Below are 25,228 nucleotides of genomic sequence, written 5' to 3' on the forward strand. Positions count from 1 at the left end.
AATACAAGTATGGCTAATGAAACGCATACTTCTATACTTGCACCTTTAGCTGAAAAATCATTATTGCTTGATATCGCTAATGTACAACAAAAGAAGCTTGTGGCTGTAGGTGAAAGAGGCCATATATTATTATCTAATGATGGTAATCATTGGCAACAAGTGGTCGCGCCAACTCAGGCAACTTTAACAAGTGTTTTCTTTATTAACGAACTTGTAGGTTGGGCTGTTGGTCATGACACCACTATTTTAAAAACCACTAATGGTGGTAATAATTGGAAAGTTCAATACTCGAACCCTGATTTGGAAAAGCCTTTATTAGATATTGTTTTTAAAGACCCATTTCATGGTGTTGCTGTTGGTGCTTATGGCCAATTCCTTAGAACAATTGATGGCGGTAAAACATGGCTGTCAGAGTTTCATGAAGAATTTTTACATGAAGAAGATAAAGCCTTTTTAGAAGAGCTTAAAATAGAGGATGAAGAAGCTTACTTTGACGAAAGAGAAAGCATTCTTCCTCACTTTAATCGTATTATTTCAGATGGTAGAACAACTTATCTTGTTGGCGAAGTAGGGTTAATTGCGAAAAGTAATGATCTTGGTCTTACATGGGAAGTGTTTGATGAGATATACCGAGGTTCATTTTTCGACTTATCAAGAACCCATGAAGGTAATTTAATTGTTGCTGGTTTACGCGGACATGTTTTTAGAAGCTTAAAAAATGGTTCACCTTGGGTAGCAAGAGAAACTAACACTACAGCATTACTTAATTCAATTGTGTTATCTGATGAGGGGCGAATATTTATTCTAGGTAATAATGGCGTTATTCTTGAAAGCAAAGATGATGGCAATACTTATTCTTTAAGACCGCAACCAGATGGTAAATCATTAATTGCAGGTGTATGGTTCAACAATAGAATTGTTGCCGTTTCAGATGTTGGAATTAAAAATATCTCTATGAATTCTTCAGGGTTTAATTATTAATATGGCTATTAACTCATCAGTTCAACGACTTGTAAGTGCTTTATTCAAAATTCGTTCAGCGGTACTTGTTGTATTTGCAATTGTAACGGCATTTCTACTCTTTCAAGCAACTCAAATTAAATTAGACGCATCGTTTACTAAAAACATTCCTCTTCAACATAGTTACATGCAAACCTATTTAAAACATCAAGAAAACTTTGGTGGCGCAAACAATATCCTAATATCGGTGTGTGATGCTAAAGGCGATATATTTAATGAACCCTTTTTCAATGCTTTAAAAGGTGTTCACGACCAGCTGTTTTTTATTCCAGGTATTGAACGTACACAAGTTAAATCTTTATTCTCTCCAAGTACTCGATTTGTTGAAATTGTCGAAGATGGTTTTGCTGGTGGACCGGTAATACCCGCAAGCTTTGTCCCTAATAAAGCTGGTTTAAATATTGTAAAAGGCAATATCGAAAAAGCCGGTATTGTTGGGCGTACTGTTGCTGATGATTATAGCTGTGCAATGGTTAATGCATCATTAATGGAAGTGAATCCTGAAACGGGTGAAAAACTTGATACCATTCATATTGCAGAGCAACTTGAAACAGAAATCCGTGATAAATTTGAGAACGCTGACACAAGTATTCACATCATCGGTTTTGCTAAAATGGTGGGTGACGTAGCTGATGGTGCAAAAAGTGTTGTAACCTTTTTTGCTACAGCAATCGCTATAACTGCTGTGATGGTTTATTTCTTTTGTTATTCGATTAAATTAACTGTTTTACCTATTTTGTGTTCATTCGTTGCGGTTATATGGCAAATGGGAATGCTTTCAACATTAGGTTATGGCTTAGATCCTATGTCTATCCTGATCCCATTTCTCATCTTTGCTATTGGTGTAAGCCATGGCGTACAAATGATCAATTCGGTGAAAAAGCTAGTTGTTAAAGGCAATACGAGTTTGCAAGCAGCTAAAATAAGTTTTGCTGCTTTACTTATTCCTGGTGGCGTTGCTTTATTATCTGACACGGTAGGTTTTTTAACTCTTCTTTCTATTGATATAGGTATTATTAGAGAATTGGCTATCGCCGCTTCTTTAGGTGTAGCTATGATCATTTTAACTAACTTAGTGTTATTACCTTTATTAGTGTCACTTATTACAATTTCAGTCAAAGAAGAGTCAACTGAAGTAACGAAAGTTAGAGGAAAAGATTTTAAATACCACGAGAAACAAACCGCATGGGATTATATTGCAAATCTTGCAACTAAAGGTCCTGCGACTATCATTCTTATTCTTACTGCATTTATCTTTGCCTTAGGATATTTTAATTCTCAAGACATGAAAATAGGTGAGCTACATGCTGGCGCTCCTGCGTTACATGAAACTTCTCGATATAACCAAGATACCGCGTTAATCACAAGTCGTTATGCTATTAGTGTTGATTATATCTCTATTATTGTTGAGACAGTTCCAGATGCTTGTACGCGTCATGAAATAATGGAAGTGATAGATGATTTTCAGTGGCGTATGGAAAATGTTCCAAGTGTTCAGTCTGCTATTAGTTTAGCGTCTGTCGCAAAAGTCGTTAATGCGGGTTATAACGAAGGAAACGCTAAGTGGCGTGTACTTTCTAAAAATCAGCAAACATTAGTGCAATCAATTGCTCGTGTTCCATCTTCAAGTGGTTTATTGAATAACAACTGTAGTGTAATGCCAGTTATTTTATTTTTAGATGACCACAAAGCTGAAACAATCACACGTGTTGTTGATGCTGTTAAATTAGCTGCTGCCGAACTGAATAACGATAACCTTACCTTTAAGTTAGCATCGGGTCCTGTTGGTGTAATGGCTGCAACGAATGAAGCCGTTAAAGAAGCTCAATTACCTATGATGCTTTATGTTTACAGTGCGGTTATTATTTTATGCTTATTAAGCTTTAGAAGTGTTAAAGCAACCATAGCTGTTGTAGTGCCACTTTATATCGTTTCAACATTAGCCCAATGGTTGATGACAAGCTTAAATATTGGTTTAACAGTATCTACCTTACCGGTTATCGCATTAGGTGTTGGTATAGGCGTGGATTATGGTATTTACATACTGTCTACCATGAATGAAAAACTTAATAAGGGATACAGTGTTAAAAACGCTTACCATGCTGCACTAACTGAAAGAGGAAGTGCTGTTATTATTACAGGTATTACTCTTGCTATAGGTGTTTCTACTTGGTTATTCTCTGATTTGAAGTTTCAAGTGGATATGGGCATTGTATTAACATTCATGTTCCTCGTTAATATGTTAGCTGCTGTAGTAATTATTCCGGCAATAGCTGCATTTCTCTGGAAAGACAAAAAATAAATCAAATTATTTTTCAATTGTATGTTTGAATATTTAATTAAAAAAATGACCGAAAGGTCATTTTTTATTTATAGAAAGTGAATAAAGTTTTTTTAAAATTCAGTATTATTTGTAACCTCGTTTAAAAGCTTTCAAGCCCCATAAAATTACCTCGCAATTACCTAAAATTACTAATAAAATTCTAAATATCGTCTATTATAAATAAATAGATATAAAAAAGAGTACGTAAACAAACAGAGTTACAATAATGATTGTTTATTTAGGTACGTAAAAAATTAAAATAATTATAAAAAAATTACATTCAATAAAATGTTCGACATAAAAGGAACAAGTCATGGCGTTAGTCAATGGTTTACCTTCAGTTACCCTTAATAATGTAGCTGAATTAATACATCAGAAAGTCCCTAAAGCTTTAGCTCCGCTCGTAGATAAATTTTCTCAGTTACTTTATGGCAACATATCAACATTAGATTTAAACAATCGTAATGACAGTGATATGTATGGTGCTACATTAAGTTTGTGGAACACCCTTAATGAACATAAAGATCAGAAACCCGTCATTAAAGTTTTTAATCCTCAAGTGTCAAAACATGGTTGGAAATCAAGTCACACTGTAATTGAAGTTGTAGTGTGCGACATGCCATTTTTAGTTGATTCATTGAGAATTGCATTAGGTCGTTTAGGCTTAACACCTCATTTAATGCTGAACAGTCCAATTAAAATAGTGAGAGATAAATCGAATAAGATTGTTGAATTATCAGCAGCTTCAGATAATAAGATCAAAGCTACATCAACTGAGACTGCTTTTTTTATTGAGGTGGATCGAATTACCGAACAAAGCTTACTTAATAATATTGTTAAAGAGTTAGGTTCAGTTGTTAGTGACATATCGCTAACAGTTAATGATTGGCAGGCAATGAAAGACAAGCTTAGTGAAACTATAAGCAATGTAAAAAAGTCTACATTTACCTGTTCAAAAGAAGAACATGCCGAAACATTAGAATTTTTGAATTGGCTACAAAATGATAACTTCACTTTCATGGGATATCGTTCTTATGACATGAAATCTATAAAAGGTGATGTTGCGTTAAGCGCTAAAAATGACACTAGCTTAGGGTTAATGAAGCAGTCTACAGGCACTAAACAAAGATTGCTTTCTGAATTAGGTGAAGATGCTAGAGAAGTTGCGTTAGGTAAAAATATTCTCGTTTTAACCAAGTCGAACTCTCGTTCACGTGTACATCGTCCTGCATTGTTAGATTACATTGGCGTAAAACATTTTGATGATAAAGGTAACGTGCTAGGTGAAGAACGCTTTATTGGTTTATTTGGCTCCGCTTATTACACCAATAGTGCATTAGATTTACCGTTAATAAAATCTAAAGTATCTGCTGTTTTGCAGGCTTCAGGATTTGGTCAGAAAACTCATGCCTATAAAACCTTAATTAATATTTTAGAAACTTATCCTAGAGATGAAATTCTTCAGTCAAATACGCCAACATTGTTAAATAATGTTTTAGGTGTATTTCAAATGCAAGAACGTGATTACTCTGGCTTATTTGTCCGCAGAGATACCTTTGACCGTTTCTATTCTTGCATGGTTTATGTACCAAGAGAGCGTTACAACACCAAATTAAGAATTCAAACCCAAGCGCTTTTAAAAGAAGCCTTTGGTAGTGATGAAAATGTTGAGTTTACAACTTACTTCTCTGAATCAGCACAAGCCCGAACTCATTATATTGTTAGAGTTAATTCTACTAAAGCGGATATTAATGTGAAAGAAATTGAACGTAACCTAAACGAAGCCGCCTGTAGTTGGGACGATAAACTTGCTACGGCATTAAATTCAAATAAAGGTGAAGCGTTAGGCAAAACTCTTGCGAGAAAGTATGTACATTTTCCTCAAGCTTACAAAGATGAAGTGTTACCAGGTACAGCCTTAGTTGATATTGATAAATTTGAACGTTTAACCTCTGAAAACACTTTAGAGATGCTGTTCTATCAACCACAAGAAGAAAGCTCTGATAGCCGACTAGTTAAGCTAAAATTGTTCCACTCAGGTGAACCTATTCATTTATCTGATGTTTTACCTATTTTAGAAAACTTTGGCTTAAAAGTGATTGGTGAAAGCCCATATGCAATTAAAACAGCTAATGGTGAAGTTTATTGGATACTCGACTTTTCAATGCTTCTTACGGGTAAAGGTAAATTCAATTTAGAAAAAGTGCAAAGCTTGTTCCAAGACGCTTTTGCTAAAGTATGGACTGGTAAACTGGAAGATGATGGTTTTAACCGATTAATCTTAGGTGCTGAACTTGGTGGCAGAGAAGTTTCTATTTTAAGAGCTTTTGCTAAATATGAACGTCAAATTGGCGGAACATTTAGCCAAAGCTATATTGAAGATACTTTTTCACGTTACCCAAGTATCGCTAAATTAATCATTAAACTGTTTAATTTAAAATTTGATCCTAAAAAGAAAACTTCTGAAAAAACCATCACTAAAGTTGAAGCTGATATAGAAACTTCTTTAGATAATGTCGCTAACTTAGATGATGATAGAATTATTCGTCGTGTAGTTGAAATGGTGGGTGCAACCATTCGTACCAACTATTTCCAAGCGGATGCTAATAATGAAGAAAAATCGTATATATCCTTTAAAATTGAACCTAAATTAATTAGTGATATACCTAAGCCTGTTCCTGCATTTGAAATATTTGTTTATTCTCCACAAGTTGAAGGTGTTCATTTACGTGGTGGTAAAGTTGCTCGTGGTGGTTTACGTTGGTCTGATCGTCGCGAAGATTTCAGAACAGAAGTATTAGGTTTAGTAAAAGCCCAACAAGTAAAAAATACCGTAATAGTTCCTGTAGGTGCTAAAGGTGGTTTTGTTTGTAAACAACTTCCTCAAGGTACAAGACAAGAAATCTTTGAAGCAGGTAAAGAATGCTACAAAACTTTCATCCGTGGTTTATTAGACATTACAGATAACATAGTTGCTGGCGAAATCGTTCCACCGCCAAGTGTTGTAAGACTTGATGAAGACGACCCGTATTTAGTGGTAGCAGCAGATAAAGGCACTGCTACTTTCTCTGATATCGCTAACGGAATTTCAGAAGAATATAACTTCTGGATGGGAGATGCTTTTGCTTCAGGTGGTAGTGTAGGTTACGACCATAAAGGTATGGGTATTACCGCTAAAGGTGGGTGGGAATCTGTTAAACGTCACTTCAGAGAAATGGATATCGACTGTCAAACCACCGACTTTACCTGTGTTGCTATTGGCGACATGGCGGGTGATGTATTTGGTAACGGCATGCTGTTATCTAAACATATTCGTCTGCAAGCCGCTTTTAACCACTTACACATTTTTGTAGATCCAACTCCTGATGCTACGTCTACTTATGTAGAGCGTGAAAGACTATTTAATTTACCAGGTTGTAGCTGGGAAGATTACAACAAATCGTTACTTTCTGAAGGTGGCGAAATCTACAGTCGTTCAGCTAAGTCTTTAAAACTTACACCGCAAATCATGAAAATGCTGGGTACTAAAAAGCAAAGCATGGCACCAATCGAATTGATCCAAGCACTATTAAGCATGCAAGTCGACTTGTTATGGAACGGTGGAATAGGAACTTACGTTAAAGGCTCTTCTGAAACTCATTTAGAAGTAGGTGACAGAGCTAACGATGCATTACGCATTAATGGCAAAGAGCTAAAAGCTAAAATTGTAGGCGAGGGTGGCAACTTAGGTTTTACTCAACTAGGTCGTATTGAATATGCTGCTCATGGTGGACGTATTAATACCGATGCTATTGATAATGCAGGCGGTGTAGATTGTTCAGATAAAGAAGTAAATATTAAAATTTTACTGAACACTTTAGTTCAAAACGGTGATTTAACCGTTAAGCAACGTAATAAATTACTTTACGATATGACCGACGATGTATCCGTTAAAGTGCTTGAAGATTGTTACCGTCAAACTCATTCATTGTCTATTACCGCAATGCGTGGAGGTAGTCAGTTAAAAGAGCAGTCACGTTTTATTCATGAACTTGAACGAACAGGTAAGCTTGATCGCGCACTAGAGTTTATTCCTAATGATGACGAAATTGCAGACCGTTTAGTTAAAGGTGTTGGCTTAACTCGACCTGAGTTATCAGTACTACTTGCCTATAACAAAATGGTATTGAAAGACGATTTAGTTTGTCCTGAAATAACAGGTAACGCATATTACGATAAGTTTTTAGTTGAATATTTCCCACAAATGCTTCAACAAAAATACTTAACTGAAATGCAAAGTCATCCATTGCGCGCAGAAATTATTGCTACACAACTTGCTAATGCAATTGGCAATGACATGGGCTTTAATTTTGTAAATCGCATGTTTGAAGAAACGGGCGAAACAGTGGCTGAAATAGCTAACTGTTATACAGTGGCAAGTAATGTGTTTGGTATGGCTGACATGTGGAAGAAAATTGAAGCCTTAGACAATAAAATACCAACAGCCGTACAAACAGAAATGTTATTCCAAATCCGTCGTACAGTTAGACGAGCAACACGTTGGTTCTTACGCCATCGTAATAAAGCGTTAGATGTTGCAGAATCAATAAAATTCTACCGCTCAACCTTTATCGATTTAACGACTAACTTGTATAGTTACATGACAGAAGGTGATTGTGAGCAATTAAAAAGTGCTGAAGCTGAATTAATTAATTCGAATGTACCTGAAGATGTTGCAAGCTACGTCGCTAAACTTAGTTCTATTTTCTCAACCATGGATATTGCCGAGTTAACCGCTGAAGATAGTCGAGATGTTAGTATAGTAGCGACTGCCTATTTTGAGCTTGGTGCTCGATTAGATTTACATTGGTTCCTAGATCAAATAACACGTCAGCCTGTTGCGAACCATTGGCAAGCACTTGCCAGATCTTCTTATAGAGAAGAGCTCGATTGGCAACAACGTTCTCTTACCAGTGTAATTTTGCGAGCAGACTGTAAGAGTAAGAAAACAGACGAATTATTAGATAATTGGTTTAAAGAAAATAAACAGTCACTTGGACGTTGGAAACATATTTTATCTGAATTTAGAATTGGTGAGACTCACGAGTTTGCTAAATTCTCAGTCGCATTACGTGAATTAATGCTACTTAGCTTAAAGTGTGATCCAGATAAGTAGAATACTTAGGGTCTGTTGATCTTTCAGGCTTAAATTAATTAAAGTGCCTTTATTGGTTAATCTTTAACTGCTAAAATCCCCGCCATTGTGTGGGGATTTTTTATTTCAGTCACCTTAAAAAGTCAGCTACTTTCTAAAAACTAATAAATACCAAACTAATTAACCCAATAATTTGTTTGGTAAAACCCTGAGGTATTATGTTTTATTCTGCAATTCGTAAAGTGTTTTTTAAGTTTGACGCTGAAACTATTCATGAAATGACTATCAAAGCGTTAAAAAGCACAGGAACTACACCTTTAAGAGCCTTATATTGTCAAAACGTACCTTCTAAGCCTGTTACGGTAATGGGGATCGACTTTCCAAATCCCATTGGTTTAGCTGCAGGGTTAGATAAAAATGGCGAATGTATTCCTGCTTTTGGTGCTATGGGGTTTGGTTTTGTAGAAGTTGGTACGGTAACTCCTCGCCCACAACCTGGTAACGAAAAGCCACGTATTTTTAGGTTACCTGAAGCTAATGCCGTAATTAATCGCATGGGCTTTAATAACAAAGGTGTTGATTATCTAGTAGATCAAGTACGTAAAGCACAGTTCAAAGGTGTTTTAGGGATTAACATAGGTAAAAATAAAGACACACCTGAAGAAAATGCAAAAGATGATTACATCCATTGTATGCAAAAGGTTTATAACTTTGCATCATATATCACGATTAATATCTCTTCACCAAACACCCCTGGTTTACGCTCTTTACAATATGGTGATGCATTAAATGAATTGCTTTCTTCATTAAAAGCCGAACAAACAATCCTTGCTGAAAAACATGGTAAATATGTACCACTCGCTGTAAAAATTGCACCAGACTTAACAGAACCAGAAGTTGAATCTATCGCAGAATGTTTAATTGCTAATAACATCGATGGTGTAATAGCAACGAATACGACACTTTCTCGTGAAGGCGTTGAAGGTTTAGAACATGGCGAAGAGATGGGCGGATTAAGTGGCGCACCAGTTAAAGAAAAAAGCACACAAGTTATCAAGTTATTGGCAAAAGCGTTAGATAATAAATTACCTATTATTGGTGTAGGTGGTATTTCAAATGGTGCTGACGCGAAAGAGAAAATAGATGCAGGAGCTAAATTAGTACAAGTTTACACAGGTTTTATTTATCAGGGACCTGATTTAATTAAAGACGTGGTTAAAGCCCTTTAGTTTATGTAAAAAATAATCATCAATAATCCCATTGTTGATGGTTATTTCTAGGAAATAAACTAATCTATATATATATCAATATAATATGAATTTACTTAGGCGATACTATTTATTCAAATAATAAAATACAAAACATCAATGTAGTAAATGTAATATCTAGACCGTGTAGGATAATTTAATGTTTTTTAAAACGATCAAAAATACTACGGCCTCTATAGCTACTATTGCAATTTGTATAGTTAGCTTGAGTATTCTTACTTTTTCTCTTCAAGAGCACGAAAAATTATATTTTGAATCCGTTAAAGGAGATTTAGACGCACTATCTGAAAATATGTCTAGTGATTTAGTTCCTCTTTTAGCTTTTAAGCCTGATGAATTTGAATTAACAACAATGCTTTTGCGTTTAGATCGATATGATAATGTTAAATTTGGCGTTATTTATGATAAAGATTTTCGACAACTACAAAGCTACCATGGTAACTCGTTTTCTAATTCTGATGTTGTTATCACTCCAGATCTTAAATTACTAGAAGAAGAACCTTTAGGTGTTTACGTTAAAAATGGTGATTTAGTTGCGCTAAAGCTTATTGGTGACAAACGTTTACCTTTAGGTTATTTGCTTATTGTTCATGACTCTAGTGGCCCGCTTAGTAAAAGTAAACATAACTTACTTAAACAGGTATTACCATTAACTTTACTTTTGTTAGCTGTTGTTATTGCCGTTTTATTTTGGATTCAAGGTCGATTATTTTTACCTCTAAGTCGACTTTCGATTTTGGCACAAAAAATTCAAACTACACACGATTACTCCCTAAAAATTGATATTAGAGGTAAACAAGAAGTTGTCTCCTTAAGCCAAGATCTCAACCTAATGATGCAAACCATTAACCAAGAAACTCAAAAAAATAAAGAATATACTGAAAGGTTAATGGAACAGCAAAAAAAAATGGAACGATTAGCTAATTTTGATGGGCTAACGGGATTACCAAATAGACAGTTTTTTATGGAAACACTACGTCTAGAATTAGCTAAAGCGAAGCGATCAAAAACAAATTTAGTATTAATGTATTTTGATTTAGATGGCTTTAAAGGGGTAAATGATTCACTTGGTCATGAAACAGGCGATCAATTACTTATTGATGTAAGTAAGAGAACCCAAAAATTTTTACGTGAAGGAGATCTTATTTCTCGTTTAGGAGGGGATGAATTTTTGGTACTTCTTCACAATGACCCTAATGATTTATTATTATCTGACATTGCAGAACGCATAGTAAAAGGGCTTTCTGAGCCTTTTGAAATTAATTCATGGCAAGTGCAGGTAAGTGTGAGTGTTGGTATTGCTAAGGCTTTTGATTCTAACTTTAACCTGAGTGAATTTGTGAGCAATGCGGATTTTGCTATGTACCGTTCCAAGCTTGCTGGTCGTAATACTCACACAGTGTTTATTCCAGAAATGATGGAAGACAATAAACGTAAACTATTAATTGCCAACTCTATTTCTCATGCGATCAAAAATGATGAGTTTACTTTATTTTATCAACCTAAGGTTTCGCCTGAAGAAAAAATAGTAGGCTACGAGGCCTTACTAAGATGGACAAATGATACATTAGGGATGGTATCTCCAGCAGAGTTTATTCCTATTGCAGAGCAAAGCGGTAAAGTACAAATTATAACAAAGTGGGTATTAGAAAGATTATGTAAAGATTTTGCCAAAATTAAAGAAAGTATAGATCCAAATATTGTGATATCAGTTAACTTATCAGCCCAAGACATTAAAAGTAAGTCGCTCACTTCTTTTGTTAAAAGCTTGTTTACTCAATATGCTATTAATCCTCATTCTATTGAGTTTGAAGTAACAGAGTCTGCTTATTTGGAAAACTTTGACATGGCAAATACCTTTTTCACTGAAATGAAAAAACTAGGTATATCAATTGCTCTTGATGACTTTGGTACAGGGTATTCGTCTTTAGGTTATCTTACGCAATTACACTTAAATACTCTTAAAATAGATAAACAGTTTGTCGATAACCTTTTAATCTCTGAGCGCAGTACATTAATCACTAAAACGATTATTGAAATGGCGAAACAACTTAATTTGAAAATATGTGCTGAAGGTGTAGAAACAAGAGATCAGTTTGATTTTTTGGTAGAAAATGGCTGTCATCAATTACAAGGTTACCTATTCTCTAAACCCATTTGTTTGGAAGACGTACTTAAATTTAAACTTTAAGTATCTCAGTTAACTCAACTAAATTAAATAAACTGTACGTTAAATTACTTAGTACATAAGTTAACTGAAGTTACTCTATTTCAAGTATTATTGTTAAATTGCTAGGAATCTCAGCAGTAGATGATAAATAAGCAATGGTCCCTTTATTATTTTTAAGGTATTCAAGTGCCAAAATTTCACTATCAACTTCTTTAGGTGCTACCTTACGACCTGTAAAGCGCATTTGTGCCCAATACGACTGAATACGAGCCTCCGTTAAACCAACTACTTTAGTATTAAATAGCACACGTGTTTGATTTTCTGGAGGTAGAGAAATGGCTTTTAAATCGTAAGGTATTGCCCCTCCCATAAATAAATTTCTTATTTGTTGACGATTAAGCTTAATTAAACTGTCGGTGGTATTTGCGACAACATAAATAGTGTTATTAGCATTAACGTTCGGTGCAAAACTAAGGGCAGATACTAAGAGTAAAGGAATATAATTTTTCATTAAAATACCCACTCCGCGCCAATTTGATACAGAAGGGCATGACCATCAAATCCACCTAAATCTTTTAAACCATAACGGTTACTAATTTTGTCGTCAGCTTCTACAAATGTTATTTCTGCTTTAAATGCTAAATTAGTTTTCAATCCCAACGGGTACCAATTTTAATACCTGTTGATTGGTCATCTGCGAAGGTGGTTGTTATAGCATCATATCCACCTGCTAACATATCTAAACCGGGAGATAAGCCATAAGGAATTTCGTTGATAGCGTGCTTATAATAAAGGTCTTTTTTACTGTAAGATATATATGCAGTATAAGGCGCAAAGTTATAACCAGCTGATACATAAAAACTATTTATATCTGGTAGTAAACCACTACCACCAACTAATTTAGATACTTCACTACGGAAAAAATAATCTAAATTTTCGTAATTTACACTAAAATGATAAAATTGAATTAGCCCGCTTGTGTTAAGCCAATTAGCATTGTTAATGAATCCAAATTGACGTAATTGTTGGCTAAACTCTTCTACCTCTGTTTGTTCAATACTTGCATCACCTTTATTATAGGATGCACGAACAGTGAAGTTTTCATAACTAACACTAACGTTAACGCCATACAAACCGACTGCTTTAGTGTCTATTTCAGTATCTGATGTGTATATTGTTCCATCGAATCTACCCCAGTAGCCCTCATAGTTAATTAGCAAGTCGTTAATGCTAAACTCGTAGTTAGCCAATATGCCATCAAATGTTGCAAAAAACGCAGAGTCATAAAATTGCTGGGGTAATGTTAACCAGGGATAAGCAAAACCAACATCTAGGCTATCGCTATAGTTGAAAAATGGAATTCGCTGCCTTCCAAGTTTAACTTGTAATGCATTATTTGGCTGATAAGTAAGATATAGCCATTCTAAACCTGACTGTCTTTGTTCACCTGTATGCGCAATGCCTTGAGCGGTAAGAGAGAAGTCATCATTGAATTTATAATCAGCTTGAAGGGCAAATAGTGATTGTTTATTAATACTAATATTATTGCTGTAGCCTACATATTCTGCATTTTCATCATCAAGGTAGCCAAGAATAACGCGAGCAAAACCAGAAAACTCAAGTTTATCTTCTTCAGCAAGAGCAATAGAGCTCGTGGCTAGTAAAGAGCTTAATAAAATGAGGGCAACACTAGATGTAACTTTTAATTTTTTAACGGTCATAATAATAATAATAAAGACTCTAGTGAAGTTAATAAGTTACTAATGAACTTATTATGATAAAGAAAATCATTGAGTCAAATTTATAACTTATTAATTTGTTATTTATTAATAGGATGATTGAATGTTTTAAGTAAAACTATTTGAAGAAATGAAGAAATGAAGAAATGAAGAAATGAAGAAATGAAGAAATGAAGAAATGAAGAAATGAAGAAATGTGACGCAGTGTTTACGTCACGTATTTTAATTTAACCTAACTCTTAATTATTTTAGGCTTCGTAAGCAATAGGATCTGTTACATTGTTTTCTTCAAAGGCTTCTAAACGTTCTTGGCAAGCACCACATTTTCCACAGGCTTTTTCACGACCGTTATAACAAGTCCATGTGTGGCTGTAGTCTAAGTTCATGCTGATGCCGTCAGTTAAAATAGCTGTTTTGTTAACATTTAAGTACGGGCTAAATATTTCAACTGCTTCGTAGTTAGCAATTTGACAAACATCGTTCATCTTCATCACAAACTCAGGTCTACAATCCGGGTAAATTGCATGGTCACCAGAATGTGCGCCGTAATAAACTTGCTCTGCACCAACTGAAACAGCATAGCCAACTGCCAATGAAAGTAAAATCATGTTGCGATTTGGCACAATAGTCGACTTCATGTTTTCAGCTTCGTAGTGACCTTCAGGAATATCTATATCGTCGGTTAACGAAGAACCAGCTAATAATTGGTTGATAGCTGAAATATCAATAACTTTATGATGAACATTAAGTTGTTCACAAACATGGCTTGCACATTCAAGCTCTTTTACATGTCGTTGTCCGTAATCGAAAGAAAGTGCAAACACTTCTTTTCCATCTTTTAAAGCGCGATTAAGTACGGTGAATGAATCCATGCCGCCTGAATAAATAACAACAACTTTGTTAGCCATTTCTAATGTCTCTTGAGGTACAATACCCGAAATTCTCGTTAAGCGATTAATAGGAATTCAGGTTATAATAATAAAAGCGCGCATTTTACTAGAAAATCAACACAGGCTAAAGCATAAAAGTGAAAACAACTTGCTATAAAATTAATGAGTTCTTCGAAACCATTCAAGGAGAAGGATCTTTTACCGGACAACCTTCTATATTTATTCGTCTACAGGGATGTCCTGTGGCTTGTTCTTGGTGTGATACTAAACACACATGGGACATAAATCTTGACGATTCAGTTAGCACTGAAGCTATGGCAAGTAAAACCGAAGAAACGACACAATGGGCAAATATGTCTGTTGAACAGATTCTCGCTTGGGTGAAACCCAAAGGTTATCAAGCTAAACATATCGTTATTACCGGTGGCGAGCCTTGTATGGTTGATTTAACGCCTTTATGTGAAGGTTTTGAAGCTCAAGGTTATAGTTGTCAGGTTGAAACCTCAGGTACGTTTGAAATTCAAGTAACTGATAAGTGCTGGGTGACGGTTTCACCGAAAATTAATATGAAAGGTGGATATAAAATTCTACGCAGCGCTTTAGATCGCGCTAACGAAATCAAACATCCTGTTGCGACAGAGCATCATGTTGAAGAGCTAACTGATTTACTAGCGGAGCATGAAGTCACTAACAAGCCCATTTATTTACAGCCTATTAGCCAAAAACAACGAGCAACTGAACTGGCGATCGAAACTTGTATTAAAAACAACTGGCGTTTATCTATTCAAGTTCACAAATATATTGGTATTGAGTAGCTATTTAGTCGTTATTTCGTGAGCTAAAAGGAACGAAATGAAGCTAATGCTTTTGTTCCTTTTAATATCATTATTAGATCAATTTTACGATTCAGTGACTATTCCAATAAACTTGCTAGCTAACGCTGACAAAGTATCCTCAGTTACAACTTCAACATTATCTTTACCTTTAACATTACCAGCTTTAATTAACACAGTTCTTGGATAACCATGCCCACCAAACAAGTTAGTGATTTGTTCATGTTCAGGACTAATAAAATCTCCTTTTTGTAATTGAACGTTTACTTGTAGAACATCAATATCTGCAGAATTCAATTTTTCAGTAAAACCATCAATATGTAGTGCTTGTCTTTCAGTACAGTCGGGACACCATGCTGCAACAATATTTACAACAAAAGTATCGCCTAAAGCTATACGACGATTAACTTCTTCAGGTTCAACAATCTGAGGTGTGTAGGCTGACGGTAAGTTATTATTAGAGTTTTGTTCTATTGGCATTTGAGTTAATTCTTTTGTGTTGTTTTGGTTAAATTTTTCAGGCTATATTATTCAGGGATTATCGCCAATTTACAAAGTGTTTTGATATGTTAGTTAAGATGGCAAATAAAATACTTTATAGCTTGAATAGCTTTCGTTATGTCAATTTTCTTAATGTTTTAAATAAATAAGCTTTAAAGTCAAATAATAAACAAACAGCTAACTTTCTTTGTTGTTGATTTTATCATTTGTTCAAAAGCGAGTTCATACTTAGCTCAATGCTTTATCCAAAGTAATACTTAAGGTTACACCTGCAGGATTGTGATGATCATTAGCGCTAATACTTCCTTGATGAAACTCTACAATCAGCCTTGCGATATAAAGTCCTAAACCTAAATGCGGTTGGGCTTGTCGTTTAGTATCACGCATCGATACCATCGAATCAAATAATCTATCTTTCATTAATTCAGGTAAGTGCTTGCCGTTGTTACTAATATGGATCACAAAAGTTGATTGGGTTTCTTGTAAACTAATACTCACTTTTTGGTCGTTACTAAACTCTACTGCGTTGGCAAATACCTTATCAAGCAACTGTGCAATATGTTCAGGCGATCCCTGTATGTTGGGGACTTGTTTACTATTTAGGTGATTGCTTTCGTTCACTAAACCATTCAATGAAAATTCTACATCTGTGTATATTTGTTTGTAACCTTGCACACAGCCCACCAGTACTTGTTGTAAGTTAAAGGGGACACGTTCAGTGGTGGCCAGCATTTGTTCTAAATTTGTTGCTTCACTCATATTTGTTAAGATCAAATTCAACGTATTAATACCTGTTTGTGCTCGCTCTAAATAAGGCACTGTACTTTCAGGTAGTTGCTGCATCGTTAGGTTTTCAAGCGATGTTCTAACTACTGCAATCGGTGTTCTAAGTTCATGTGACAAGCGTGACGACATACCTTCTAGATAATGGTTATATTGGCTAAGTCGATTAACTGCAGTTGAAAAGCTACGTGATAAATCACCAATTTCATCATTAGCGGTTGATGCAATAAGTTGATTATTAATACGCCCATTTTCGTCAATACTTGATTCAGCCTGATTGCGTAATGTTCTTATGCGGTTAGATATGCGCGATGCAAATAAAAAGAAACATGTAGCACCCAGTAACATGATAGCGAGTATTGACGTAAAGAGTTTCTCAAGAGCTTGGTTTCTTAAAGTTCTGATGCCATTTGTAGTTTCTTCTACAATAACTGCACCGTGTACTTGGTTATTAATATAAATAGGGTAAGCGGCTGAAAGCACAACAGCTTGCTGATCTGTGGTTAAACGCCATTGTGAATGCGCATTACCTTGCAGCGCGCTCTTAATATGTTTACCTGTTAAATGCTGTGCGTCGTATAGTTCGTCGATAAAATCTTTAGGTGGCTTGGTGAGGAATTTATAATAAAAAGGTAATAGCCAATTTTCTTCAATTGAGTGCCATACAGAGGTAATAATTGAATTGTTTGAGTCATTCGAGCCAGAGTTATTTGAAGCAGTTCTTTTATTCCATACACCGTTGGCTTGTTTTAAATTTCCTGCTTTTGCTAAAACCCGTTGATGTTGATCCACTACCCATACACTTGAGTTGGTGTAACTCATGCCTTTTACAATACGCTCAATTTCAGGTGAGGGCACTAGCACAGTACCTAAGGTTTTTGCGCTGCTTGGATCGGCTGAACCAATAACACTAAGAGCATCGGTAAATTCTTTATCTACATCATGAAAAGCAAACGCGATATTGTCGCCAACCATCTCCATAGGAATACGTAATTCTACATTGTAACCTTGCGGTGTCTCTAACCAATGCCCTTGTATTTTAGGGGCTACGGTGATAATTGTTTTAAAAGGTGGATTCTGTGCAGAGTAATCAAAACTCTTTATTTCAACACCAGCAGTTTCAATAATTTGTGTTTCAACTTTATAAGCATCTAACCAACCTGAATTTTTGTTACTTATAATGAAGCGATTAAAGTTGTTTTGTGGATCGCTTAAGCCGATTTCTAAATGATCATTTTTAAATATACCGCGCGCATTTTTGTGACGATATATTAATTTATTATCCACGACAGTAAACATCATATAGAGATATTTATCGTATTGACCAACAGTAGCATTGAAGTGCAATGAACTTTCTACAGATGACTTTGATAACTGATTTTTTTCACCGTAATAATGAGCGCGGGAGTTAAATAATGGCCAATCAATTGGTAAGCCGTCTAATTGAATTGCTGTGGTTAACTTGTAGCTATAAAGATCTTTGCCTTTTTCAACATTAGGCAGAAAGCTTGCTTGGTTATTAAAAAGGTTAGGGCGTTCATGCAAAGCGGTTGCTAAAGCACGAGCTGTGCCGACGATGGTTTGCTCTTGTCCGTAACGTAGGTATTTTTCCATTTCCCATACGTACTGATAACCAAACCAAGGTAGGCTGAATAAAAACGATGAGAGTAAAAGTAATTTAATACGTAACCCAAACCTAAAAAAAGACTTACTTTTATTAGGCATAGTTAGAGCTTCACGCTTAATTTTTGTTTGCTCACTTTATTAAGCATTATGGATTGAACCTGCATTATTTGTTGTGTTGTTAGTATTAGTGGGTAAGTCTTCATTCCAGCGATAACCCATGCCGTAAACCGTTTCAATGTAATCAAAAGTGGCATCTATTCTTATAAATTTTTTACGAATACGTTTTATATGTGAAGTAATAGTGCTGTCATCAACAAATATATTAGAATCTTGCATTAATTGAGTTCTGTTTTTCACATGTCCTGGATGCTTAGCCAAAGCGTAAACCATCCAAAATTCTGTAATGGTTAAATCAATTAGTTGATTTTTCCACATCACACTCATGCGTTGGCTGTCTATTGTCATTGAACCAACATTTATTAGATGATCTACTTGCTGAGGTTCTTTCATTGCATTTTGACGACGAAATAAAGCTGAAATTCTAGCGCTTAGGTGAGGTAAGCTAATATCTTTTGTTAAATAATCATCAGCACCAATTCGTAATCCTGAAACCGTATCAAAGTCATTATCACGAGCCGTTAGAAAAATAATCGGTAAAGTCGTTGATAGGGTTCTTAACCACTGACATAAAATAAAGCCACCATCGTATTCCTCCTCTAAACCAATATCTAAAATAACCAAATGTGGCAAGCGTAAAGTAAATGCTTGTGTCGCACTGTCACGATCGGCATAAGTTTGTACTTGATACCCTTGGCTACGAAGCACATCAGCATAGTTTTCTCTTATGGCTGCTTCATCTTCAACTATCGCAATACGTTTACTCATTTATTCCTTTACCTTTGTATTTAAACTAAGCCTGTTTTTATGAGGTAAATATATCTAATTATTCCGCTAAGTTCGCGCTTTTATTGATATTGCCATATTGTTGCCACATTTGTTCTTTGATTTTCCTTTTTTACGTCGGTATTTAGTCTGACTTGTTTTGTTTAATAGCTACACCAAACGAATAAAGCTATTCGGTTGAAACTAAAAACAAACTTAATCACTGAAGGAAATAAACATGAACTCTTTACGTATAAACTCAAAAAGCACTAAATTATTTAACTCAAGAAAATCAGCTATTAGCTTGTTAGTTATTGGCTCATTAATGGCAGCACCAAGTTATGCCTTTGATGAAACAAATACTGCAATAACCCCACAAGAAAAAGTAGAACAAGCTAATACAAACGTAGAAATAGGATTTGGTTCAGGTGCTTTAATTGGCGCTGTTGTTGCTGGCCCCGTTGGTGCATTTGTGGCAGGTTTAGTGGGAAGCCTGATTGCTAAAAATGTAAATGCTGACAACACCATTGAAGATTTAGAAGTTACTTTAGCGAGCACACAACAAAATATAGATGAAGTGATAGCACAACATCAAAAATCGTTGCAAGCAACCGAGCAATCTTACCAAGCTGAGTTGTTATCGTTAGAAAGTAACTACAAACAATCAGCGCAATTACAAGCTGAAAATTTATTAATGAGCTTACAATTCTCAACAGGTTCAAGCGAAGTTAAGCCACATTATCAACAACAAATAATAGCCCTAGCTAAAATGTTAGAGCAATCACCAGAGTTGTCGGTAGATTTGTCGGGTTATACCGATTTACAAGGTGATGAAGTTTTAAATCATGCGTTATCGTTAGCGCGAGTCAACTCAGTTAAAAACGCTTTAATAGATGGTGGCGTTGAAAGCGACCGTATTAAAATCTTTGCTCTTGGTGAATCAGAGCCAGTAGTTGCAAGCAAAGATAAAGAAATAAGCTTCTACGATAGAAGAGTAGTGATCAAGTTACATCACACAGAAGAAGAGCAAACAGCGCACAATTTTTAGATGCTTTTTATACCATATGTGATTTTAAAATATTCTGGTGACGGGTTAGCAGAATATAAAATGCTCTAAGGAGGTAAGTTAAGTCGACTACAATACATTCAATAGAGCTTATTTCGGCGGAGATAAATCGAATATAAAAATTCTAGTTGAGAGATCAACTAGAATTTTTATTGTTACAAACTAGAAAAACTTTTAACTTTGTAATTGTTTATTTCATAAGCTTGATAATGGCTTATCTAGCATCACCTTATTAAGTACAACAAACAATAAAGGCGGTTAAATGACAAATCATAAGTTAAGTGCAGGCCAAAAATTTCCATCATTATCAGTGAACAAACTTGATGGCGGTCAGATAGACTTTTTGAACCCTAAAGGAGATTTCGATTGGCTTTTAGTGGTGGTCTATCGAGGGCAACATTGTCCTAAGTGTACGCAATACCTAACAGAGTTAAATGAATTACTACCTAAGTTCAAAGAAGTTGGTGTTGGCGTTGTTGCTATGTCTGCAGACTCCGAAGAGCAAGCTCATACTCAAATTAACAAAATCAATCCTAGTTTTGATGTAGGTTATGACTTAACACTTGATCAAATGAAAACACTAGGCTTATATATTTCTAACCCAAGATCAGAAGCAGAAACCGACCATCCATTTGCAGAACCGGGTTTATTCGTTATAAACGAGTCTAAACAAATACAGTTAATTGATATTTCAAATGCACCTTTCTTAAGACCTGATCTTATGTCTGTTATTAACGGAATTGGTTTTATCCGAGATCCTGAAAAAAACTATCCAATTCGCGGTACATTAGATTATTAATAAATCAGCATAGATAAATAGTCTGCTTGGTTAATATTGATAGATAAAACCAAAGCTTTATCTTGAATGTTGATTCAATAAAAGCACATAATATCTTGTAAGTAATGAATTATTTTTTCACATACAAGAGATTAACATGACAGACACAGAGAGTAAGCCGAATTTATTTGTTAAAATAGTATATTGGCTAAGTACAGGTATTGTTTTATTTTTATTAACCTTTGCTGCTATTTCTTATCATGTAATACATGATGCGCAGGCAGCATATTTTACTGCATTTGGATACCCAACGTATTTAGTTTATCCATTAGCTTATTTAAAAATAGCCACTATTTTGATCATTGTTAGTCATAGATATAACGATTTACGCGATATGGCTTATGCCGCTTACTTTCTTAATATGGCAATGGCTTTGGTTGGTCATATTGATTATGGCGACTTTTATGGGCACGCTCTAGTGGGTATGATTGCTATTCCAATTTCGTACTTATTTGGTAATAAAGTACGAGGTCGACCACAAAGAAACTTATTTGGTCGCTGGACTAACTAAATCTTAAGTGAAAAATATTAAAAGCACTGAATCTAAGGCTCAGTGCTTTTTTATTTATTATTTTTCAATAAAATATGTACTTGATCTATGTTGCAACTTATAACTCGTGTTCACGATTAAACCCGATTTAAATCAACTTGTTTTTATAAATGATTATTGTTCTACCATTAACTCAGTGAGCTTATAACCTGTTAAATCTTTTATTACTCTTGAAACATAGTACATAAGAGCAGCAAGCATTAACATTGAGGGTATTACAATAATTGGGTAGCTCATCAACGTCATATGACCAAGTTCTTCATTAAACTCAACGGTTCCCGCAGGACTTGTTACAAGCCATTTTGCTAGTGCATAATTCATTACCGCAGAAAAAATGAATGTTAATGCTAATAATTTGTTAGCAAAACCTATCTTGTTTCTAAATACATCTGTTTTACCGTTTTCAGTAAGTTTTTCATATACAAGTCCTACCTTAAACATATATTCATTCAATAATAGCTTTGCAATTAATGGCTTACCATACATCCCCGTAAATATTGTGAATAATGCTATTAGCGTAGGTATAGATGCTTCTTTTATGGCTAACCACTGTACACTTAACTCAAATAATGCAATTCCGCCTGTTAATAAGGTACTAAAAAAACCGAATGCAGATATTAGATTCATCTCTTTAGTTCTTAGGTAATCATAAATAGCGTACCCAAGCGGAAATGACAAAGCTATAATCAAACCTGCAACAACACCGAAATACTCAGGAGTGGAGAACTTCATTAGAATCCACGAGGGTAAAGCTACATTAAAAATGATTTCTACGAAGGGTTTGTTTTTTGGTTTTTCCGCGGTCATTATTTATTTCTACTCTGTGTTTTAAATTTAATTGGGATTTTATTAAGCTAAGTTATTATGAACTTTTATCGATTAAATAGGGCTCAGTGATCTTTTGATATTTCTTTTACAGAAGTTTTACTTAAACACAAAATAACACCTAGTTCATTCAAAGTTAAAAATTTCAGACAAGTATAGCCTTTTAGAGTCATTAAAAACTAATTTACTCACTTGCTTCTATAATTTGTGTTCAGTAATTAGATACAACTGAATTTATACTGAAGGTAGGGCGACGTAAGAAACAAAGCTGAAGATAACTATTATATACAACTCACGCCACGATTAAATCTGTTTTAAACTCCACAGTAAGATACCAACAAACCCTTTTAGCGTCTTTATTATAAAGTATAGTTTATGAGATACTGATGCTATAAAATGCTAAAATGTACTATTTAAGTTGAACCCAGTTTAAGATGTTTTTAACTCATTTAAATTGTTATTAATCTTAGTTTTACCTTTACTGTAGCTGTTAGAAAAATATCAAATCAAGCTCAGGTTATTTATCTATTTTCAGGACATTACATGCCAATTATTGTTGCAGGAAAACTCATTATTAAAGAAGGATTACGTGATAGATTTATTATTGAATCTCTCGAATCAGTATCAATAGCCCGAGATAATCAAAGCTGTGAAGATTTTTCTGTGTCTCCCGATCTTTTAGAAGAGAATAGAGTAAACATCTTTGAAAAATGGCATTCACTTGAAGCTTTAGATGCTTTTAGAGTCGCTATTCCAGAAAATAATCTGTTTTCAATGGTAGAATCCTTTCAAGTTAATGAATATGAAATAGATAGCTAGTAACTAACTTAACCGTTTCCCCCTATATTTTAGAGTAATTTAAATTGAAAACTATTAGCCTACCAGTATTAAACTCACCATTGGTTGAAAAGCAAAAAGATAATAAAACAACAAAAATTACAGGTTATTCAGTGTTTAACGACATAGAGTATTCGATAGAAGATTATAACGGCTTATTTATTACCGACAGAATTGAAGCGCAAAATTTCCGTCATCGTATGAGCGAACCTGGTTATTTCAGTACTTGGCATGTGGCTGGTGATGCTACTCTTATTATTGTCCGCTCTGGTACTTTACGTATGACACTGCGAAATGGTGATTACCGGGACTTTTCAGCAGGTGATATGTTTGTTGCTCAAGACTATCTACAGGATAATGAAACTTTTAATAATGAAGTTCATGGTCATACCGCTGAATTAATAGGTGATGAGCCTTTGTTTGCGGTGCATATTAAACTAGCAACAAGAGTTGTTTAATTATGGCTGAGTGATAATGATTAGTTGTTAGTATGAATATTTATCCTCTAAACTTGACTGTCTTTCTTGAGCGTTATGATTTTATTGTCTACAATAACGCACTTTTTTATTTACGTTAGAACGTTAAAATGACCGACACTAATTCAAAACCGGCTTTACCAGATCAACTTTCGGGGAATCCTCGCAGCCCACATCACGTAGCTGAAATTTTTGAGCACTCTATTGGTATTAAACTTAACGGCAAAGAACATTTCAATGTTGAAGAGTACTGCATCAGCGAAGGTTGGGTAAAAATCCCTTCACCTAAAGCATTAGATCGTCGCGGACAACCAATGTTGATAAAACTTAAAGGCACTGTTGAAGCTTTTTATAAGTAATCAATACCTGAGAAGTTTTAGCTAGAATTTAGCTCAACTAAAAACACAATACCCAGTAACGAGTTGCTTCGATACTGGGTATTTTTTTGTCTAATGTATGTACCTTCTAACTCAAAGGGTTAATAAGATACTTGTTTTTTGTAGTTAATTTCTTTAAATATATTTCTTAATAGTTAATTCTCAATACTACATATTTCTCTTCTTTTTATTATTTGCATAATGCCAAATACTGTAACCATTAGAGCGATTAATATAGTACTAATAATACCTGCCATAGTTGTTATCCATAATCCCATAAGCAATAAAACACTAGAGCCAATAGCCCATAAAAAATCACCAAATGAGAAGTACAATATTAACCATTTGTTTGGTGTTTGTTGTAATGAAGCCCAAATTAAATGAAGCCCATTGAATACTAATACAGCAGCTAGAATCTGTAATATCAATTCAGGGAAGAGGGTATCACTTCCTAAAAAGACAGCGACTTTTATTGGTAAGCATATAAATATCAATCCAAATATTATGCAACTTATGGCATTTGCTATTAAGACGTTTTTAAGTGTGAACATATTTACTCTCATGTATACTAGGTTGACATAGACGTGAGGAGATTAAAGTAGAGAGTTAATTATGTCAACAAGGTTGACAAGAAAGGGCACCCCAATGGTAGAAAGTCAGTCTCTAAAGTTGGCTCTTGGTGCTAGCCAAGTTAATGATTTAATATCAAAATATTTATCCAATGCTTTAAAAGAAAAAGGTTATAAATTTGCATCACCTTCAGCATTAAGCTTTTTAAGCACATTAGAATGCGGCGTTAATTACGCGTCAGAAATAGCCAGAAACTTAGGTGTTTCACGTCAAATGGCAGCTAAAACTGTTAAAGAATTATGTTTAGCAGGGTATTTAGAGCAGCTAGATGATGTAGGTAAACAAAAGAAAATTGTATTTACTCAAACGGGTGAATTGTTAATGTCTGATGCAAGGCAGCTGTTGGCAGACATGGATAAGATCCTTAATCAAAAACTTGGTAATAATGTTATTACTACTACCGTTGATAATCTTAATAAGATACAGACCACAATAAGAAAGTTATCTGATGGCTAAGTAG

20 protein-coding genes and 1 pseudogene are annotated in these 25,228 nt (G+C 34.8%); 13 read left to right on the plus strand and 8 right to left on the minus strand.

Going from position 1 to position 25,228, the window contains the following annotated elements; translation table 11 throughout:
* Positions 1-9 precede the first annotated feature (9 nt).
* The 5 genes from Q5N69_RS00955 (at position 10) to Q5N69_RS00975 (ending at position 11,936) form a co-directional block, all read left to right on the plus strand.
* Complete coding sequence (locus tag Q5N69_RS00955; protein WP_304366762.1) at positions 10-981, plus strand: YCF48-related protein; 972 nt, start codon at positions 10-12, stop codon at positions 979-981.
* Between the two features lies 1 nt (position 982).
* Positions 983-3,322, plus strand: a complete 2,340-nt coding sequence (locus Q5N69_RS00960) for an RND family transporter (RefSeq protein ID WP_304366764.1) — start codon at positions 983-985, stop codon at positions 3,320-3,322.
* A 334-nt stretch (positions 3,323-3,656) separates the two neighbouring features.
* The gene (locus Q5N69_RS00965) at positions 3,657-8,498 is read left to right on the plus strand and encodes an NAD-glutamate dehydrogenase (RefSeq protein WP_304366766.1); all 4,842 of its coding nucleotides are present in this window, start codon (positions 3,657-3,659) and stop codon (positions 8,496-8,498) included.
* 197 nt (positions 8,499-8,695) lie between these two features.
* Positions 8,696-9,706, plus strand: coding sequence for a quinone-dependent dihydroorotate dehydrogenase (gene pyrD, locus Q5N69_RS00970; RefSeq protein ID WP_304366768.1), 1,011 nt, complete (start codon positions 8,696-8,698; stop codon positions 9,704-9,706).
* A 178-nt stretch (positions 9,707-9,884) separates the two neighbouring features.
* On the plus strand, positions 9,885-11,936 hold the full coding sequence (locus Q5N69_RS00975) for an EAL domain-containing protein (protein ID WP_304366770.1): 2,052 nt from the start codon (positions 9,885-9,887) through the stop codon (positions 11,934-11,936).
* A gap of 70 nt (positions 11,937-12,006) precedes the next feature.
* Here the strand turns inward: Q5N69_RS00975 and Q5N69_RS00980 are convergent, their stop codons facing one another.
* The 3 genes and pseudogenes from Q5N69_RS00980 to queC all read right to left on the minus strand — a co-directional run bounded on the left by Q5N69_RS00980 (position 12,007) and on the right by queC (position 14,562).
* Complete coding sequence (locus Q5N69_RS00980; protein ID WP_304366772.1) at positions 12,007-12,426, minus strand: hypothetical protein; 420 nt, start codon at positions 12,424-12,426, stop codon at positions 12,007-12,009.
* A pseudogene (locus Q5N69_RS00985) lies at positions 12,426-13,636 on the minus strand (porin). The gene Q5N69_RS00980 and the pseudogene Q5N69_RS00985 overlap by 1 nt, the downstream one beginning before the upstream one ends.
* A 266-nt stretch (positions 13,637-13,902) precedes the next feature.
* Positions 13,903-14,562 (minus strand): 7-cyano-7-deazaguanine synthase QueC, encoded by a 660-nt coding sequence (gene queC / locus Q5N69_RS00990; protein WP_304366774.1) that lies wholly within the window; start codon positions 14,560-14,562, stop codon positions 13,903-13,905.
* A gap of 113 nt (positions 14,563-14,675) precedes the next feature.
* Between queC and queE the strand changes: the two genes are divergently transcribed.
* A complete protein-coding gene (gene queE, locus Q5N69_RS00995) occupies positions 14,676-15,359 on the plus strand; it encodes a 7-carboxy-7-deazaguanine synthase QueE (RefSeq protein WP_304366973.1) in 684 nt (227 codons plus the stop codon).
* Between the two features lie 84 nt (positions 15,360-15,443).
* On the opposite strand, the gene Q5N69_RS01000 is transcribed toward queE, so the two are convergent.
* The 3 genes from Q5N69_RS01000 to pdsR form a co-directional block, all read right to left on the minus strand.
* Complete coding sequence (locus Q5N69_RS01000) at positions 15,444-15,857, minus strand: peroxiredoxin (protein ID WP_304366775.1); 414 nt, start codon at positions 15,855-15,857, stop codon at positions 15,444-15,446.
* Between the two features lie 249 nt (positions 15,858-16,106).
* Positions 16,107-18,386, minus strand: coding sequence for a proteobacterial dedicated sortase system histidine kinase (gene pdsS, locus Q5N69_RS01005; RefSeq protein WP_304366777.1), 2,280 nt, complete (start codon positions 18,384-18,386; stop codon positions 16,107-16,109).
* 39 nt (positions 18,387-18,425) lie between these two features.
* The gene (gene pdsR, locus Q5N69_RS01010; protein ID WP_304366779.1) at positions 18,426-19,172 is read right to left on the minus strand and encodes a proteobacterial dedicated sortase system response regulator; all 747 of its coding nucleotides are present in this window, start codon (positions 19,170-19,172) and stop codon (positions 18,426-18,428) included.
* Positions 19,173-19,407: 235 nt separating this feature from the next.
* On the opposite strand from pdsR, the gene pdsO reads away from it, so the two are divergent.
* From pdsO to Q5N69_RS01025, 3 genes are all read left to right on the plus strand, one after another.
* Positions 19,408-20,217, plus strand: coding sequence for a sortase-associated OmpA-like protein PdsO (gene pdsO / locus Q5N69_RS01015; RefSeq protein WP_304366781.1), 810 nt, complete (start codon positions 19,408-19,410; stop codon positions 20,215-20,217).
* Positions 20,218-20,497: 280 nt separating this feature from the next.
* Positions 20,498-21,034: a peroxiredoxin-like family protein gene (locus Q5N69_RS01020; protein ID WP_304366783.1), complete on the plus strand. Its 537-nt coding sequence runs from the start codon at positions 20,498-20,500 to the stop codon at positions 21,032-21,034.
* Positions 21,035-21,170: 136 nt separating this feature from the next.
* Entirely contained in the window at positions 21,171-21,584 is a 414-nt protein-coding gene (locus Q5N69_RS01025; protein ID WP_304366785.1) for a hypothetical protein, read from the plus strand.
* A gap of 153 nt (positions 21,585-21,737) precedes the next feature.
* Here the strand turns inward: Q5N69_RS01025 and Q5N69_RS01030 are convergent, their stop codons facing one another.
* Complete coding sequence (locus tag Q5N69_RS01030) at positions 21,738-22,430, minus strand: VC0807 family protein (protein ID WP_304366786.1); 693 nt, start codon at positions 22,428-22,430, stop codon at positions 21,738-21,740.
* Positions 22,431-22,991: 561 nt separating this feature from the next.
* On the opposite strand from Q5N69_RS01030, the gene Q5N69_RS01035 reads away from it, so the two are divergent.
* From Q5N69_RS01035 to Q5N69_RS01045, 3 genes are all read left to right on the plus strand, one after another.
* Positions 22,992-23,267 (plus strand): putative quinol monooxygenase, encoded by a 276-nt coding sequence (locus tag Q5N69_RS01035; RefSeq protein ID WP_304366787.1) that lies wholly within the window; start codon positions 22,992-22,994, stop codon positions 23,265-23,267.
* 44 nt (positions 23,268-23,311) lie between these two features.
* Positions 23,312-23,743 (plus strand): hypothetical protein, encoded by a 432-nt coding sequence (locus Q5N69_RS01040; RefSeq protein ID WP_304366789.1) that lies wholly within the window; start codon positions 23,312-23,314, stop codon positions 23,741-23,743.
* Positions 23,744-23,871: 128 nt separating this feature from the next.
* Positions 23,872-24,120, plus strand: a complete 249-nt coding sequence (locus Q5N69_RS01045; protein ID WP_304366791.1) for a DUF3297 family protein — start codon at positions 23,872-23,874, stop codon at positions 24,118-24,120.
* Positions 24,121-24,293: 173 nt separating this feature from the next.
* On the opposite strand, the gene Q5N69_RS01050 is transcribed toward Q5N69_RS01045, so the two are convergent.
* Entirely contained in the window at positions 24,294-24,689 is a 396-nt protein-coding gene (locus Q5N69_RS01050) for a hypothetical protein (RefSeq protein ID WP_304366793.1), read from the minus strand.
* 94 nt (positions 24,690-24,783) lie between these two features.
* Here Q5N69_RS01050 and Q5N69_RS01055 point away from each other — a divergent pair, with 94 nt between their 5' ends.
* Positions 24,784-25,224: a MarR family winged helix-turn-helix transcriptional regulator gene (locus Q5N69_RS01055; RefSeq protein WP_304366795.1), complete on the plus strand. Its 441-nt coding sequence runs from the start codon at positions 24,784-24,786 to the stop codon at positions 25,222-25,224.
* The last annotated feature ends 4 nt before the right edge of the window (positions 25,225-25,228 follow it).

It is taken from the genome of Pseudocolwellia sp. AS88 (assembly GCF_030551755.1).
Lineage (GTDB): Bacteria > Pseudomonadota > Gammaproteobacteria > Enterobacterales > Alteromonadaceae > Pseudocolwellia.

Coding starts and splice junctions, on each gene's coding strand:
- queC (WP_304366774.1), bottom strand. CDS start 14,562: ATGGCTAACAAAGTTGTTGTTATTTATTCAGGCGGCATGGATTCATTC.
- Q5N69_RS01025 (WP_304366785.1), top strand. CDS start 21,171: ATGACAGACACAGAGAGTAAGCCGAATTTATTTGTTAAAATAGTATAT.
- Q5N69_RS00975 (WP_304366770.1), top strand. CDS start 9,885: ATGTTTTTTAAAACGATCAAAAATACTACGGCCTCTATAGCTACTATT.
- Q5N69_RS01045 (WP_304366791.1), top strand. CDS start 23,872: ATGACCGACACTAATTCAAAACCGGCTTTACCAGATCAACTTTCGGGG.
- Q5N69_RS01030 (WP_304366786.1), bottom strand. CDS start 22,430: ATGACCGCGGAAAAACCAAAAAACAAACCCTTCGTAGAAATCATTTTT.
- Q5N69_RS01050 (WP_304366793.1), bottom strand. CDS start 24,689: ATGTTCACACTTAAAAACGTCTTAATAGCAAATGCCATAAGTTGCATA.
- Q5N69_RS01035 (WP_304366787.1), top strand. CDS start 22,992: ATGCCAATTATTGTTGCAGGAAAACTCATTATTAAAGAAGGATTACGT.
- pyrD (WP_304366768.1), top strand. CDS start 8,696: ATGTTTTATTCTGCAATTCGTAAAGTGTTTTTTAAGTTTGACGCTGAA.
- Q5N69_RS00980 (WP_304366772.1), bottom strand. CDS start 12,426: ATGAAAAATTATATTCCTTTACTCTTAGTATCTGCCCTTAGTTTTGCA.
- Q5N69_RS00955 (WP_304366762.1), top strand. CDS start 10: ATGGCTAATGAAACGCATACTTCTATACTTGCACCTTTAGCTGAAAAA.
- pdsR (WP_304366779.1), bottom strand. CDS start 19,172: ATGAGTAAACGTATTGCGATAGTTGAAGATGAAGCAGCCATAAGAGAA.
- Q5N69_RS01020 (WP_304366783.1), top strand. CDS start 20,498: ATGACAAATCATAAGTTAAGTGCAGGCCAAAAATTTCCATCATTATCA.
- Q5N69_RS00965 (WP_304366766.1), top strand. CDS start 3,657: ATGGCGTTAGTCAATGGTTTACCTTCAGTTACCCTTAATAATGTAGCT.
- Q5N69_RS00960 (WP_304366764.1), top strand. CDS start 983: ATGGCTATTAACTCATCAGTTCAACGACTTGTAAGTGCTTTATTCAAA.
- pdsO (WP_304366781.1), top strand. CDS start 19,408: ATGAACTCTTTACGTATAAACTCAAAAAGCACTAAATTATTTAACTCA.
- Q5N69_RS01000 (WP_304366775.1), bottom strand. CDS start 15,857: ATGCCAATAGAACAAAACTCTAATAATAACTTACCGTCAGCCTACACA.
- Q5N69_RS01055 (WP_304366795.1), top strand. CDS start 24,784: ATGGTAGAAAGTCAGTCTCTAAAGTTGGCTCTTGGTGCTAGCCAAGTT.
- pdsS (WP_304366777.1), bottom strand. CDS start 18,386: ATGCCTAATAAAAGTAAGTCTTTTTTTAGGTTTGGGTTACGTATTAAA.